The organism is Rhizobium ecuadorense (assembly GCF_001187535.1).
Lineage (GTDB): Bacteria > Pseudomonadota > Alphaproteobacteria > Rhizobiales > Rhizobiaceae > Rhizobium > Rhizobium ecuadorense.
This window is the reverse complement of sequence record NZ_LFIO01000074.1, coordinates 61642-75680: the sequence shown is the minus strand read 5'-3', so window position 1 is coordinate 75680 and position 14039 is coordinate 61642. Positions and strand designations below refer to the sequence as shown.

The 14039-nt window shown below is 60.8% G+C and carries 14 protein-coding genes; 6 read left to right on the top strand and 8 right to left on the bottom strand.

Annotation, left to right across the window (positions count from 1 at the left end):
* Positions 1–70: 70 nt before the first annotated feature.
* On the bottom strand, positions 71–310 hold the full coding sequence (locus AF337_RS03390; protein WP_049731064.1) for a DUF982 domain-containing protein: 240 nt from the start codon (positions 308–310) through the stop codon (positions 71–73).
* Between the two features lie 203 nt (positions 311–513).
* On the opposite strand from AF337_RS03390, the gene AF337_RS03385 reads away from it, so the two are divergent.
* Positions 514–1083 carry a nucleoside 2-deoxyribosyltransferase gene (locus AF337_RS03385; protein ID WP_049731063.1) on the top strand — a complete coding sequence of 190 codons (570 nt, stop codon included), beginning with the start codon at positions 514–516 and terminating at the stop codon, positions 1081–1083.
* Positions 1084–1154: 71 nt separating this feature from the next.
* On the opposite strand, the gene AF337_RS03380 is transcribed toward AF337_RS03385, so the two are convergent.
* From AF337_RS03380 to AF337_RS03370, 3 genes are all read right to left on the bottom strand, one after another.
* Positions 1155–2501 (bottom strand): SLC13 family permease, encoded by a 1347-nt coding sequence (locus AF337_RS03380; RefSeq protein WP_049731062.1) that lies wholly within the window; start codon positions 2499–2501, stop codon positions 1155–1157.
* A gap of 95 nt (positions 2502–2596) precedes the next feature.
* Positions 2597–4111, bottom strand: a complete 1515-nt coding sequence (locus tag AF337_RS03375; protein WP_049731061.1) for a malonate--CoA ligase — start codon at positions 4109–4111, stop codon at positions 2597–2599.
* Positions 4108–5532, bottom strand: a complete 1425-nt coding sequence (locus tag AF337_RS03370) for a malonyl-CoA decarboxylase (RefSeq protein ID WP_049731060.1) — start codon at positions 5530–5532, stop codon at positions 4108–4110. Before AF337_RS03370 ends, AF337_RS03375 begins: the two co-directional genes overlap by 4 nt.
* Positions 5533–5692: 160 nt before the next feature.
* Between AF337_RS03370 and AF337_RS03365 the strand changes: the two genes are divergently transcribed.
* Positions 5693–6343: a GntR family transcriptional regulator gene (locus AF337_RS03365; protein WP_049731137.1), complete on the top strand. Its 651-nt coding sequence runs from the start codon at positions 5693–5695 to the stop codon at positions 6341–6343.
* 106 nt (positions 6344–6449) lie between these two features.
* Here AF337_RS03365 and AF337_RS03360 read toward each other — a convergent pair whose 3' ends face one another.
* The gene (locus tag AF337_RS03360) at positions 6450–6875 is read right to left on the bottom strand and encodes a type II toxin-antitoxin system VapC family toxin (protein ID WP_049731059.1); all 426 of its coding nucleotides are present in this window, start codon (positions 6873–6875) and stop codon (positions 6450–6452) included.
* A complete protein-coding gene (locus tag AF337_RS03355) occupies positions 6875–7129 on the bottom strand; it encodes a type II toxin-antitoxin system Phd/YefM family antitoxin (RefSeq protein WP_049731058.1) in 255 nt (84 codons plus the stop codon). Before AF337_RS03355 ends, AF337_RS03360 begins: the two co-directional genes overlap by 1 nt.
* Before the next feature lie 281 nt (positions 7130–7410).
* On the opposite strand from AF337_RS03355, the gene AF337_RS03350 reads away from it, so the two are divergent.
* Positions 7411–8328, top strand: a complete 918-nt coding sequence (locus tag AF337_RS03350; protein ID WP_049731057.1) for a DMT family transporter — start codon at positions 7411–7413, stop codon at positions 8326–8328.
* A gap of 292 nt (positions 8329–8620) precedes the next feature.
* Positions 8621–9070 (top strand): pyridoxamine 5'-phosphate oxidase family protein, encoded by a 450-nt coding sequence (locus AF337_RS03345; RefSeq protein ID WP_049731056.1) that lies wholly within the window; start codon positions 8621–8623, stop codon positions 9068–9070.
* 135 nt (positions 9071–9205) lie between these two features.
* Here the strand turns inward: AF337_RS03345 and AF337_RS03340 are convergent, their stop codons facing one another.
* A complete protein-coding gene (locus AF337_RS03340) occupies positions 9206–10450 on the bottom strand; it encodes a DUF763 domain-containing protein (RefSeq protein WP_049731055.1) in 1245 nt (414 codons plus the stop codon).
* A 118-nt stretch (positions 10451–10568) separates the two neighbouring features.
* Between AF337_RS03340 and AF337_RS03335 the strand changes: the two genes are divergently transcribed.
* Complete coding sequence (locus AF337_RS03335) at positions 10569–12083, top strand: phospholipase D-like domain-containing protein (RefSeq protein WP_049731054.1); 1515 nt, start codon at positions 10569–10571, stop codon at positions 12081–12083.
* Here the strand turns inward: AF337_RS03335 and AF337_RS03330 are convergent.
* Positions 12030–12989: a lysylphosphatidylglycerol synthase domain-containing protein gene (locus tag AF337_RS03330; RefSeq protein WP_049731053.1), complete on the bottom strand. Its 960-nt coding sequence runs from the start codon at positions 12987–12989 to the stop codon at positions 12030–12032. The two genes, AF337_RS03335 and AF337_RS03330, sit on opposite strands and share 54 nt — an antisense overlap.
* A 116-nt stretch (positions 12990–13105) precedes the next feature.
* Between AF337_RS03330 and AF337_RS03325 the strand changes: the two genes are divergently transcribed.
* Entirely contained in the window at positions 13106–13834 is a 729-nt protein-coding gene (locus AF337_RS03325; RefSeq protein WP_049731052.1) for an endonuclease/exonuclease/phosphatase family protein, read from the top strand.
* The last annotated feature ends 205 nt before the right edge of the window (positions 13835–14039 follow it).

Sequence of the window (14039 nt, the reverse complement as noted above, 5' to 3'; positions counted from 1 at the left end):
TCAATATAATTCATACGTTGAAATATATTTCAACGCTGCCAACGAAGGCCACTATGTGCGCAACCGTTTCCTAACGGAGGACGCCGGCTTCCTCAGCCGCGGCTTTGAATGCCAATACGGCCGCGGCTGAATCGGCTCGCCCGTTGACAGCGTCCGTGCAGATCTTCTTCGCGACGGCGAAGGATGCCGCTTTCTCACGCGGCCAGCAGGTCATGAGATATGCGAGCGCGTCCCTGCTGTTGCGGATACTCTTAGGGTGGTCGCCATCCCCGATGACCTCAACGGGCTGGTCCCAAAAATCATGGCGCATCGACATCTCCTCTGCTCGCAGCTATCGGCTGAACGTCATCTGTGCGGCCTCGTTCCAGCGTGGGACTTTGGTCCTAATCAGATCGGGCGAGGGATTTGTGCGCGCACGCGGCATGGGCTGTTCTCGGCCACTGGATTGTGATCCTCCTTGGCTCTACAGCAAGGGACGTATTCCGAGCCCATCCCATTGAGGTGCATTCATCCATGACAAAGAAAGTTTATCTCGCCGGTCCGGAAGTCTTCCTTCCAAACGCCCGTGAAATGCTCGACCGTAAAGCAGCGCTTGCCCGCGAGGCCGGGCTTCACCCACTCTCACCCGGTGATCTGGAAATCCCGCAGACGAATTCGAAGCGCGAGCGGGCGGCGGCGATAAACGCGGTCGACGAGAAGATGATGATCGAGGCCGACGCCATCATCGCCAATCTGACGCCGTTTCGCGGCATTGCCGCCGATACCGGCACGGCCTTCGAACTCGGCTTTATGTGCGCTAGCGGCAAGCCTGTCTTCGCATATACGAATGTGGCCCGGGATCACAGCGGACGGGTGAGCGATCTTTATGGCGGGGCCGTCGCCTATGACGCCGAAGGTCGGCTGCGAGACCCGAACGGGATTGCCATCGAGGATTTCGGCCTGGCCGACAATCTCATGCTGCACGCCGGGATCGAGCGGCGCGGCGGCGTCCTCATCGTCGGCGACGCGGCTCGCGATGCGCTCTATACTGATTTAGCCGCGTTCAAGACGTGTCTTGCCATCGCAGTCGAGAAGCTGAGATAGACGCCGTCAGAACGGTCTGCAACGGTGCTGAGCCGGGCTCGGCACCGCTTTTTTGGAGCGGCAGCCCGCCGTCAGACAAGACCCGGCACGACGAACACCAGCCAGGCTATGATCGGGCCGATGATAGCGATCAGGGCGCTGTAGATCAGCAACTGTCGCAGCACCTGCTCTCGCCTGTCATCCGGCGCATTGGCGACGACAAGGGCGCCATTGGTGGAAAACGGGCTGGTATCGACGATGGTGGTCGAAATTGCGATCGCGGCAACCACCCCGACGGCGCTGATATGTCCTTGCAACAGGAATGGAACGGCGAGAGGGATAATCGCGCCGAGCAGCGCGGTCGAGGATGCAAAGGCCGAGACGATTGCACCCGTAAAACAAAGCAGAAGCGCCACCAGCAGCGGCATGCCCAGACTGGATATGCCGTGCGCCACATAGTCGACCGTCCCGGCTTTTTCCATGACGCCGACATAAGTGATGATGCCTGATATCAGCAGCACGGTCGACCAACTGACCTTGTCGATCGCCGCTTTCTGGGTCTTTGGCGACAGCAGCGCCAGGGCGACGGCCACCGTCATTGCGACGAGGCCGACGTTGAACTTGAAAACCAGGGCGCCGACGCCAAGCGCCGTCAAGCCGATCAGGGTGGTAATTCTCTGATTGTCGAGGCGCAGCTTCGTCGCGGTATCGGCTGCCGTGCCATAGGCATGTTCCCTGATCGGTTTTGCCGGCGTGCCGCCATGGCCTCTGATCGACGCCGATACGCCCTCGGGATGCAGTTCAGGCAAGGGGCCGATTGATGCGGCGTCATGCTTCTTCACTCTGGCGCCGCCGAAAACGAAAAAGACCAGCACCGATATCGCCAGGTTGAAGAAGAAGCTGGAGAGAAACAACGACGTCGGCGCAAAAGGGAGGCCGGCCTTCTCGACGATCTGGTTGGTGATGCCGCCATAGATGCTGATCGGTGAAAAGCCGCCCGCCTGCGCTCCGTGGATCACCATCAGGCCCATCATGACGGGGTGAATGCGGTACTGCACGGCAAAGCTCAACGCGACGGGCGCGAGGATGGCGACCGCGGCCGGGCCAAGAGCACCGAAACCGGTAATCACGGCGGCGACGAGGAACATCACCCAGGGAATCAAGGCGATCCGCCCGCGCACCAGGCGGACGGCACATTCGACCAGCCAGTCGATCGTGCCGTTGATCTGCGCGATGGCGAAGAGGTAGGTGACGGCCACGAGTGTCAGGAACAGGTCGCTCGGAAAGCCGGCGAAAATATCGCTGGTTTTCATCCCGATGACCATGGAGCCGAGCACGAAGGCGCCGGCAAAGGCCAGTGCGCCCATGTTGATCGGCTGGATCGTCGCAACGACGAACATAGCTACCAGCAGTCCTATGGATAGCAATTCAATGCCCATGATTCCCCTCCCTCCGACGCCTCAGGCGCCGTAGTTGCTGTTTTCAAGATTGATGCTGAATGCGGCGCACCCTCCTCCCAGAGGGCCCGGTCGTCTTACGTCACGGCGTAAAGATCGGCATATTGCTGCCGCAGGATGTTTTTCTGAACCTTGCCCATCGTGTTGCGCGGCAGGTCCTCGACGAAAATGATGCGCTTGGGCTGTTTGTAGCGGGCAAGACGGTCCTGGAGGGCGCTGACGATGGTCTTTTCATCCAGGACGGCGCCGGGCTTGCGCACGACGACGGCGGTCACGCCTTCTCCGAAATCGGGATGCGGCACGCCGATCACAGCGCTCTCGACCACACCCTCGATCTGGTCGATCTCACCTTCGACCTCTTTCGGATAGATGTTGTATCCACCCGAAATCACCAGATCCTTTCCACGGCCGACAATGTGGACGTAGCCTTGCCGGTCGATCTTGCCGAGATCGCCGCTGGTGAAGAAACCGTCGGCGGTGAATTCGGCCGCGGTCTTTTCCGGCATGCGCCAATAGCCCTTAAAGACGTTCGGCCCCTTGATCTCGATCATGCCGGTTTGTTCAGGCGGCAGCACTTGCCCCGTGGCGGGATCGGTTACCCGCACCGTCACGTCAGGCAGAGGAAAACCGACCGTTCCGGCAATCCGTTCACCGTCATAGGGGTTCGACGTGTTCATATTGGTCTCCGTCATGCCGTAGCGCTCGAGAATCGCATGACCGGTCCGTGCCTGGAACTCGGTATGTGTTTCTGCAAGCAGCGGAGCCGAACCGGAAATGAAGAGGCGGATGCTGGCGACCGTCTCTCTGTCGAGGCGCGGGCTTTGCAGGAGGCGCACGTAGAAGGTCGGCACCCCCATCAGCATCGTCGCCTGCGGCATCAGCAACAGCACCGCATCCGGATCGAACTTCGACAGCAGGAACATCGAGGCGCCGGCAAGCAGTGTGACATTCGTGGCGACGAACAGCCCGTGCGTGTGAAAGATCGGCAAGGCATGGATCAGCCGATCGTCGGCCGTGACGCGCCAATAATCCCGCAAGGTCAGGGCGTTCGAGAGCAGGTTCCCATGGGTGAGCATCGCGCCCTTGGAACGGCCCGTCGTTCCTGACGTGTAGAGGATCGCCGCCAGATCGTCGGCGGAGCGCGAGGCATCGACGAAGTCGGCCGGTTCATCGCGCGCAAGATCGAGCAACGAGCCGCTGCCGTCAGTGTCGAGCGTTTCGACGATCGCGCCGTGCGCCTTCGCGATCGTCTCCACGCCCGCTCGGGCAGCCGACGCAACAACCACCAAACGCGGCTCGGCGTCGCCGATAAAGTAGTCGAGTTCAGCCAGCGTATATGCCGTGTTGAGCGGCAGGTAGACCGCCCCGCTGCGAAGACAGGCGAGATAGAGGATCAACGCCTCGGCACTCTTCTCGACTTGAACCGCCACTCGATCGCCCGGGCGAATGCCGAGCGCATCCATGGCGCTGGCAATGCGGCCGGAAAGAGCGAATGCGTCATCGTAGGTCCATGTGCGCGTGCTATCGATCCGAATGAACGGTGCGTCACCGGGCGCGGCGGCCCGCATGGCGTCGAAAAGATGGTTGCTCACTTTCGCCCTCCTCCAAGCGTTGAGTTCATGATCTGTGCGAATGGCCGCGAACCTTGCTGGCCATTGCCGCTGCTGCGGCTTTCGTCGTGCTGGTTGGCCAGGTTTTTGACGGCCGGCGAGGCAATCACTTCGCCGCGCTGCGCCAGCGCCTCGTGGTTGGCCACGATATCGTCGAGCTTATAGAGGTAATTGACCATCAGACCGTGTGCCTGCTGCATCGCCTTGGGCGAGCGGTCGCCCAGAAAATTCAGTCTTTCGAGCCGGGCGCCATTGCCGAGATGGAAGCGGGCGACGGGATCGACGGGGCGCCCCTCCGGCGTCCGCTCGATCAGGAAATAACGTGCCGCAAGCGGCAGCAGCACACGCTCCATTTCGGTTGCCGTATCCTCGTTGTCAGGCCAGTTCGGATCGTCCAGCAGCATCAGCGTTTTGCGGGCCGCCTCCGGCAGCGACCGGTCGGCGGCTGAAGCGCGCGCCTTGGCAAGCCAGCGGGCAAAGCCTGGAACGGGCGACAGCGTGACGAAATTCTTCAGGCCGGGCAGATCTCTGCGCAGGTCTTCCACGACCTGCTTGATCAGGAAGTTGCCGAACGAGATTCCGCGCAAGCCATCCTGGCAGTTCGAGATCGAATAGAAGACCGCCGTCGTCGCCTCGTCGGCATTGATCTGCTCCCTGCCCTCGTCGAGCACATCGCCGATCGCGCCGGGCACCGATCGTGTGAGCGCCACCTCGACGAACACCAGCGGCTCGTCGGCCAGCCGGGGGTGAAAAAAGGCAAAGCATCGGCGGTCGGACGGCGCCAAACGACGGCGCAGCTCCTCCCAGCCGGCGATCTCGTGCACGGCCTCGTATTTTATGATTTTTTCAAGAATGTAAGCCGGCGTCGACCAGTCGATCGGCCGCAGCGTCAGAAAACCACGATTGAACCAGGAGCCGAACAGATGCGTGAAGTCGGCGTCAAGGGCGTGATAGCCTGCGGATTGCTCTTTGGAAGCAAGCAGATGCTGACGCATCCGGACGAGCTTGGCGGTGCCGTTCGGTGTGTGATTCAACCGTCGCAGAAGCTCCTGTCGCCGTGGCTCGGCTGCCTGGTGGAGAGCAATGATGACGGCGGAGCTTTTGTCAGTGCGGTAATTTTCAATCGCCTGGTCGAGCTTGGCCGTGTCGGGCCCGAACTTCTCATGAAGCATATGGAGGAATGCCTGCGCGCCGTCGCTGTCGAGCGCCTCCCAGCGATCGAGGATCTCGGCCGCAAGGGCCATGCCCGACGCTTCGCCCCGGCTCGATAGCAGCATGTCACAGAGCGTTTGGAGATCGGCCTTGGCTGCAGCCTGCGTGGTGCGCGAACCGGAAAACAGCAGCTGGCGTCCGCGGTCCGTGATGCTCTGCAGCATGTCGCTGAAGAAGGAAGCCTCGGACATACCATTCTCCTCTCTGCTGATGGCCGGCGTTACGCACGGCATTTAACGCTGCTTCCCATCGCGGGATTTCATCGGTAGTATGTAGATTGTCACTTTTCGTACACTAGATTAACGATCTTGTATACGAGAAATGCATTTTCGTATGAAGAAAGTGAAGCGAATGTCCGAGAATGTTGGCCGATGGCTGCGGGATGAGATTGAAAACTCAATTCTTTCCAACGAGTTCACCCCGGGCGAGCGGCTCGACGAAATGGTGCTTGCCACGCGGTTCGGCGTTTCGCGCACACCGGTGCGCGAAGCGCTGATGCAACTCGATGCGATCGGCCTCATCGAAATTCGTCCCCGCAGAGGTGCAGTTGTCATCGATCCGGGACCGCACCGCGTCTATGAGATGTTCGAGGTTATGGCAGAGCTGGAGGGCCTGGCCGGTTCGCTCGCCGCACGGCGGCTGGACAACGCCTCCCGGGAAGCGATCGCGGCCGCCCACAGCCGCTGCGAGCAATCAGCCGGCGCCGGCGATAGTGACGCCTATTATTACGACAATGAGGAGTTTCATAAGGCCATCTACGCAGCCGGCCGAAGCGATTTCCTCGAGGAGCAATGTGTGCAATTGCACCGACGGCTGCGACCCTACCGCCGCCTCCAGCTGCGCGTGCGAAACCGCCTGTCGACATCCTTCTCGGAACATTGCGCCATCGTCGATGCGATCTTTGCCGGGGATGGCGATGAAGCCCGCCGTCTGTTGCGGGCGCATGTCGGCATTCAGGGTGAGAGATTCAGCGATTTGGTCGCCAGCATGGCGAACAGATGAGCGCTGTAAGAAAGCTGTCCGGCGGACTGATTGATGTTCAGCGGTCGCTTCCCACAGGCTGCGATCAATCGCATCATACAAATGATCGCTGCGGTTTTTGAGAATACTATGTCGGGAGTGCCCAGGGATTCACGAGTGCCACTCCCATGCCCTCGAAATCCTTGATATTGCGCGTGACCAGCGTCATGCGGCGGGTGAAGGCAGTCGCCGCAATATAGGCGTCGTTGATCGGCTTGGGATTGGGCACATGCCACTGGGCGGCCTGAACGGCCGCAGCCTCATCGAGAGGCAGGATACGGCCGGAAAATGCTGCGAGAACGGAATTTTCCAGCCAGTTGCGCAGCACCTTCCCGGCGGCTGCATCATTATGCTCGACCAGCCGAACGCCAATTTCCAGTTCGTGCAGGACGACGGAGGAAATGAACGTCTCGGCCGGATCGACGGTTTCGTTCCAGACCACCACATTGGGGTCGGCCTTGCCGCTCGCGACCTTGCGCAGTTCCGACACAACGTTGGTATCGAGCAACAGCATCACGAAAGATCGACCGGTCGGGCATGCTCGGTGCGCGGCGGGAGCGTCAAGTCAACCTCTTCCGCTCCCGGCGCTGCCAGCATGTCACCCAGGGTCCGCATTTTGCCGGTAAGCCGCTTGTACTCGTCGAACGACAAGAGAACATGCGCAGGCCGCCCCCTGTCGGTGATGATCACAGGCCCGTCCTTGGTGGCGCGCTTGGCGCGGCCAAGATCCTGATTGAGTTCTCGGCCTGAAAGCGTGGTGACGGTCATGGCGAGCCTCCGCTTGTGGTAACGTAACCACATTTAATCCGCACTCGCCGGAATTACAAGATACAGTCGCTGCCTCGCCCTTGATCGCAAGCTCCGACCTACAATCGGCAAGCACCGCAATCAGATGAGCTTTGCGGCGTCTCGCCTTCTGAGGCGCCACAGATCCGTCGCCGCCAAATTTCGGTGCAAGAGCTTCGCGCCGACCATTGACATCGGTGGTGTTAAGGCCGAAGCCCCACTCGGCCACGCAATGCGCGGCTGTTTTCTTGAGGATTCGACAGATGAAGACCAAGGCGGCTACAGCCAATGCCGGAAACCTGATCATGACAGGTGTCGCGCTGATGCTGCTCGGCGATCTGCTCTTTGCGCTGAACGATGCGATGGGCAAATGGCTGATGACGAGCTTTGCCGTCGGCCAGGTGCTGGTGATCCGCTCGCTCGGCGCGTTCATCGTGCTGGGACCGATGATCGCGAGGCAAGGGCCGATGGCCCTGTTCCGCGTCGAGCAGAAGGGCCTCCAGTTCATGCGGGTCGCCATGGCGACCGGCGATGTCGCCCTGTTCTATGCGGCCGTCGCCTATCTGCCACTCGCAGACGTGATGACCTTCTATATGGCCGGTCCGATCTACATTGCAGCACTCTCGCATTTCTTCCTCGGGGAAAAGATCGGCTGGCGCCGCTGGCTGGCCGTGCTGATCGGCTTTGCAGGCGTCGTCATTGCGCTGCGCCCGTCGACGGCGATGCTGTCGCTTCCATCGCTCTTCGGTCTTGTCGGCAGCTTCGCCTTTGCGCTGTCGCTGGTGATGAGCCGCTACCTGCGCTCGACCAGCGACACGACGCTGGTGACGTGGCAGACGATCGCCGCCCTTGCCGTCGGCATCGTGCTCAGCATCGGCCATTGGCAGTCGGCAACGCTCGTCGATTGGTCCGGCATGCTGCTGCTCGGCGTCGTCGCCACCTGCGCGCACCTCCTGATCACCCGCTCGCTGAAGCTCGCCCCCGCATCGCTGCTGGCGCCGCTGCAATATACGCTGCTGCTCTGGGCGATCGTGCTCGGCTACATCTTTTTCAGCGATATTCCCGATATGCAGATCGTCGTCGGCGCAGCCATCATCGTCTTTGCCGGGCTCTTCATCTTCCACCGGAAGAACCTGAAAGAGACGGTTCCCGCCGAAGCGGTCCCGCCGGACGGCCATTGAGGGTATAGCGCCGTTTATCTTTCAGCTTCGCATAGGACGCTGCTGCAACCCCTCGAATTCCTACATACTTCCATCCTTAAACCTTGCGGGAATAGATCAAAAGGATGGAGGCTTACAGCGCCGCGCGTCTTTTCAGACGCGCAAAGGACGCTGTAACACTTTGAATTGCTGCATAATTTTATCCTTAAATCGATTCCGATTTAAGGAATTATGCAGTAGTCACGCAGGCTTTCCACGGAACAATTTGGACGCCTGCACGCTACTCCCGAGCATTCAAACCCGGGAGATCGCAATGGCGTCCATGACCCTCGAAGACCTATCCTCGCAACTGAAGAAGATCGATTTCTGCATGCTGTCGACGAATGCCGGGTCGGGCCGCATCTCGGCCCGGCCGATGAGCAATAATGGCGACGTCGAATATGACGGGGATTCCTGGTTCTTCTCGTACGAGGACAGCAGGAAAATCACGGAGATCGAAGGCATCGACATCGTCTCGCTGACGTTCACCGCACCTCCCAGCCTCCTCGGCAAACCGGGGATTTTCATCGCTGTCGAGGGCTTCGCCTCTCTGGTGCGGGACAAGGCTGCATTCGAAGAACATTGGGTGCCCGATCTGGAGCGGTGGTTTCCTGAAGGTGTGGACACTCCCGGGATCGTTCTCATCAAAGTTTCGGCGTCCTCCATCCGGTACTGGGATGGTGAGGAAAACGGTGAGGTCACCCTGCCCGGCTCGGCGAGTTAAGAGAGCATGATGCCGAAAACTGTGCGCGGTTTTCGGGCGAGATCATGCTCTACTCTTTAATGTAGAACAGGCTTCAGATTTTAGGCCAAACGGGCCTAAAATCTGAAGCCTGTTCTAGCGGCGTGATGAGGTGCCCTACTCTGCGGGCGGCGGCTCCCAGCCGAAGACGCTGCGGCCGCCGAAATCGGCGGATTGGCGAAATTCGCCGGCGATGATATCCTTGAGGTCGGGACCGGTGACGTAACGTTCCATCTGCCTGGATTGATCATCCAGGCGCTTCAGCGCCTGCAGTTCCTCCTCCCGTCCGAGCCTGCCCTTCTGCACCGCCGATTTCATCACGCCGATCGTTTCGTCATAGACCTTGAGCGGAACCGGGAAGGGATGGCGGTCCTTGCCGCCATGAGCGATCGAAAAGCGCGCCGGATCGGAAAAACGGCAGGGCGCGCCGTGGACGACTTCGGCCACCATGGCCAGCGCCTCCACCGTGCGGGCGCCGACACCGGGAACAAGCAGCAGCTCTTCGAAATCCGCCGGTCCGCGGTCGGCTGCGGCGGCAAGATTTCCATGCAGGCGCCGCATGTTGACGTCACTCTCGCGCACATCGTGATGGGCAGGCATGATCAGGTGCGGCAGCATCGGCTGAGCGGCCGGCTCGGGCGCCGGCTGCTCGGCACGCCGCAATGCGGCCGCCTCGCGGACGATCCGGTCGGGACCGAGCGTCGCCAGCAGATCGAGCTGGCCGCGCCGCGAGCGCTCGGCGCGCCTGTCGGCCAGATTGACGATCGTCCCCTGGCTCCTGCCCTCGATTGCCGCATGCGGCGAGTCGACGAAACTCTCCAGCCCTTCCGACAGCCAGTGATAGCGCCGGGCCTGCCGCCTGTCGCCGTTCATGCCCTGTTGCACGACCACCCAACGGCCGTCATCGGCGACGATGAAGCCGTGCAGGTAAAGATCGAACCCATCCTGAAGGGCAGCACTGTCGACCTTGGCGATAAGACGGCTCGTCGTGGCCAGGCCTTCGCCATCGAAGCCGACGCGCTCGCCGATCGAGACGAGTTCCTGCGGGGTCTTGCGCGAATGCACGCCGCGGCCGCCGCAGACATGCAGGCCGAGCTCGCCGGCGCGCGGGTTCAGCCCGCGCTTCAGCGCGCCGAGAACGCTGGTGGTGATGCCGGAGGAATGCCAGTCCATGCCCATCACAGCGCCGAAGGACTGGAACCAGAAAGGGTGGGCGAGCCTGCGCAGGAATTCGTCGCGGCCGTAGTGATGCACGATCGCTTCGGTGATCAGGGCTCCCAGCCGTGTCATCCGGTCGCCGAGCCAATGCGGCACACGTCCCCCGTGAAGGGGAAGATCGGCGCTGCCTGCTCGTTGTGACATTCTCGTTTCCTTACGCTTCCATCGCCGGACGAAGTCAGTCCGGCCGCCGCCTCAAGCGCCGCACGGAACCCAAAAATATTCCAGGCGTTTGTTTTCGCAGTTAAAGGCCGAGGCAATCATGACCGCATTCGAGACCGTCTTCAATCACCCGAGCCTGTCCCAGGCAAAATCACAACGGCCGGACGGCCGCGAAAAACAGAATGACAGCGCTTTGCGCCTGGACGGCAAGGCCGAGAAGGCGGCCTTCCTGATCAACGGCAACAGATATTTCGCCGAAGTATCGCGGGCGCTGCGGCAGGCGCGGCGCACGATCTGGATCATCGGCTGGGATTTCAATCCCGACATCCCGTTGGAACCAGAGAAATCCGACGAGACTTTGGCAGACCTGTTGCATGCGCTTGCAGCGGCCAATCCCGAGCTCGAAATACGCATCCTCATCTGGGCGCTCGGGCCGGTCTATTCGGGAAAATCCCTGCAGGTGCTTTGCAAGAAGAACTTCCCGAGGAATGCCGGGATCGACCTGCGCTTCGATCTTCAAGGTGTCGCTCGCGGCTGCCACCATGAGAAACTCGTCTGCATCGACGACGCGGTCGCCTTCATCGGCGGCATCGACCTGACGTCACGGCGATGGGACACAAAGCGCCATCGTGCCAGGGACAGGCTCCGGCTCGATCCCGAGGGCGTTTCCTACGATCCGCTGCATGACGTTCAGGCGATGGTCACGGGCGACGCTGCCCGGCTGATCGGCGATATCGCCAGGCGGCGCTGGGAAAACGCCACCGGCGAAAGGCACCTGCCGCTTGCCGAGCACGCACCCTTTCCGTGGCCGGACGATCTTGCCGTTTCGCTGCGGGAAATCCCGGTGAGCTTCGTGCTGACGGAGCCGTCGACGACTTTGCGCGCCGGCATCAGCGACGGTATCGCCTCGACATTGGACATCATCTCCCGAGCACGGCGCCTGCTTTATATCGAGGCGCAATATCTCGCCTCTTTCCGCGTCGCCGACGCCATTGCCGCACGGCTGCAGGAGGAAGACGGTCCAGAGGTCGTCATCATCTGCACGCGCAGTTCTCACGGGCTGATCGAAAAGCTTGTCATGGGCGGCAATCGCGACCGCGTCATCCGCCTTCTCAAACGGGCCGATCGGGCGAGCCGGCTGCGGGTCTATTTCCCCGTCGTGCCCGGGCCAATCGTGCCCGGGCCGAAAGTCGCCGAGGTCGAGGTGCTGATCCATTCCAAACTGATGATTGCCGACGATGAGCTGCTGCGCATCGGCTCCTCCAATCTCAACAATCGCTCCGAAGGCCTTGATTCGGAATGCGATATACTATTTCACTCTGCAACGGACGAACACCGTCGCGCGGTCGCGGAGCTGCGCAATCGCCTGCTGGCGGAATATCTCGGAACGAGCACCGCGAGTTTTGCAGCGGCTTACGCGCAAAGCGGCTCGGTGATCGAAGCAATCGACGCGCAGAATGATGGCGCTCGGGGTCTGAGAGAATTCGCCGTCGAGCTTTCCGGCAGCATCTCACCGGTCAGAGGCAGCGGGTTCTTCGACCCGGCCCGCCCTTTCCTGCCCCTACACCGACTGGGCCTCGGCGCCCTCATTCGCCGCCTCATCCGCCCCGCGTGATCTTCGGAAGACGATCTCGCTGATGACGAGAAGCGTCGTGCCGAGCGCCAGCGGAATGAAGAAATAGGCGCAGCGGAACGCGATCAATGCGCCGATCGAGGCCTCCTTCGGCACGGCATAGGAGACGGTCGCCTCGAGCACGCCGAGCCCACCAGGAACATGGGTTGCGAGAATTGCCGAATTGGCCAGCACATAGGCCGTCACCGACCTGAAGAAGGCGACGCCGCCGAAGGCCGAGAGCATCTGGTGCAGGCAGGCGGAAACGAGCATGAAGTTGAGCGTCCCGATCCCGACCTGCGCGACGGCAATCGAAAATCGCGGCAACTGAAACGACCAGCGCCAGAGCCGCAACTTGCCGCGGATGAAAAACGCCAGCCCCGCATAGACGACCGGCACGATGAGCGCCAGCAAGCCAAAGATGCGCACACTGTCCGGATCAAGCCGCAGCAGGCGTCCGGCATCACCCGGATTGACGATCAGCGCAAGACCACCGAGCGTCATCAGTCCGAGCCCGACCGTGACGCCGCAGAACAGGATGATCTTCGCTACGTCCTCGGTCGTCAGCCCCCAGCGCGAATAAAAGCGGTAGCGGAAGGCGCCGCTGCTCAGTCCGGCAAATCCGATATTGTGGCCGAGCGACAGGCTGATGAACGAAGCCAACGCAATTTTGGGATAAGGCAAGGATTTGCCGAGCGAACGGATCGCCAGGAGATCGAAACAGCCAAGGCATAGGTAGGATGCCGCAGCAAAGAGAAGTGCTGTACAGAAGCTTGAAAGCGGTATGCTGCGAACCGATTGGACGATCTGGTCGAGGCTATACTGCTGGAAGATACGATAGAGAAGAAAGACCGCAAGACAAAGAGCGGCAACGAGCAGTCCATTCCAGATCATGCTTTTCAAACGCATCGATTGTCCTCAGGAGTGCGAGCGTGACGGGCCGATAATCTGGAACGATCAAACGAGTTTTGTGTTCCCCCGGGGAACCGCATCCATGTTCCCAAGGGACGAGCTTCAACGGGCCCATGCCGGAAAAATCAATCAAACTCCTGACCTATAACGTCCACAGCTGTATCGGCAGCGACCGCAAGCTCGATCCCGGGCGCATCGCTTCGGTCATCGCCGAGGCGCAAGCCGACATCGTCGCTCTCCAGGAGGTCGATGTCCTCAGGCGCAGGACCGGCGGCATCGACCAGGCCCATACGATCGCCTCGCTTCTCAAGATGCAGGCGCATTTTCATCCGGCGCTATCGGTTGCCGAAGAGCAGTATGGCGATGCGGTTATCACCGCCTTGCCGACCGGCGCGGTCAAGGCCGGTCCACTGCCATCCATCGGTGAACAGCGCGGCGCGCTTTCCGTTGAAATCCTGGTCGGCGACAGAAAACTGCTGGTCGTCAACACCCATCTCGGCCTTCGCGGCCGCGAGCGCATGCGCCAGATGACGACGCTGTTGAACTCAGGCTGGCTGCGCGGAACGACGGATGAAGCTTTACCCACCATCCTCTGCGGCGACTTCAACGCCATCCCGGCATCGGCGACTTACCGACTTGCCACGCGGTCGTTGAAGGACGCCCAGCTCGCAGGCAACGCCAAGCCAAAAGCGACATTTCCCTCCCGCTACCCGCTGATGCGTATCGACCACGTCTTCGTCACCGACGATCTCATCGTCAAACAGGCGACGGTTCTGGATAACCGCCTGGCAAGGGTCGCTTCAGACCACCTTCCTCTGCTCGCGGAAATTGCTTTCGCCTGATCGCCGCTGTCGCGCTCGCTGGCGCCGATATCTGTTGAAAAACGACATTCACCATCACTCGTGGCGACATTGAAACGAATGTTTCACAAATAATGTGATATGGAATATTCATTCCGCCGATGTCGTGTCTCTGAGGGGGCGGATGTGTAGTCGGTTCGAGCGGATCAGGACTTTCACTCGAAATCGACTGCGCTCCTGGGGAAGA

Excerpts from the sequence above, each read along its gene's own strand:
- AF337_RS03390 (WP_049731064.1), bottom strand. The coding sequence starts at position 310 with ATGCGCCATGATTTTTGGGACCAGCCCGTTGAGGTCATCGGGGATGGC.
- AF337_RS03385 (WP_049731063.1), top strand. The coding sequence starts at position 514 with ATGACAAAGAAAGTTTATCTCGCCGGTCCGGAAGTCTTCCTTCCAAAC.
- AF337_RS03380 (WP_049731062.1), bottom strand. The coding sequence starts at position 2,501 with ATGGGCATTGAATTGCTATCCATAGGACTGCTGGTAGCTATGTTCGTC.
- AF337_RS03370 (WP_049731060.1), bottom strand. The coding sequence starts at position 5,532 with ATGTCCGAGGCTTCCTTCTTCAGCGACATGCTGCAGAGCATCACGGAC.
- AF337_RS03365 (WP_049731137.1), top strand. The coding sequence starts at position 5,693 with ATGTCCGAGAATGTTGGCCGATGGCTGCGGGATGAGATTGAAAACTCA.
- AF337_RS03360 (WP_049731059.1), bottom strand. The coding sequence starts at position 6,875 with ATGCTGTTGCTCGATACCAACGTTGTGTCGGAACTGCGCAAGGTCGCG.
- AF337_RS03355 (WP_049731058.1), bottom strand. The coding sequence starts at position 7,129 with ATGACCGTCACCACGCTTTCAGGCCGAGAACTCAATCAGGATCTTGGC.
- AF337_RS03350 (WP_049731057.1), top strand. The coding sequence starts at position 7,411 with ATGAAGACCAAGGCGGCTACAGCCAATGCCGGAAACCTGATCATGACA.
- AF337_RS03345 (WP_049731056.1), top strand. The coding sequence starts at position 8,621 with ATGGCGTCCATGACCCTCGAAGACCTATCCTCGCAACTGAAGAAGATC.
- AF337_RS03340 (WP_049731055.1), bottom strand. The coding sequence starts at position 10,450 with ATGTCACAACGAGCAGGCAGCGCCGATCTTCCCCTTCACGGGGGACGT.
- AF337_RS03335 (WP_049731054.1), top strand. The coding sequence starts at position 10,569 with ATGACCGCATTCGAGACCGTCTTCAATCACCCGAGCCTGTCCCAGGCA.
- AF337_RS03330 (WP_049731053.1), bottom strand. The coding sequence starts at position 12,989 with ATGCGTTTGAAAAGCATGATCTGGAATGGACTGCTCGTTGCCGCTCTT.
- AF337_RS03325 (WP_049731052.1), top strand. The coding sequence starts at position 13,106 with ATGCCGGAAAAATCAATCAAACTCCTGACCTATAACGTCCACAGCTGT.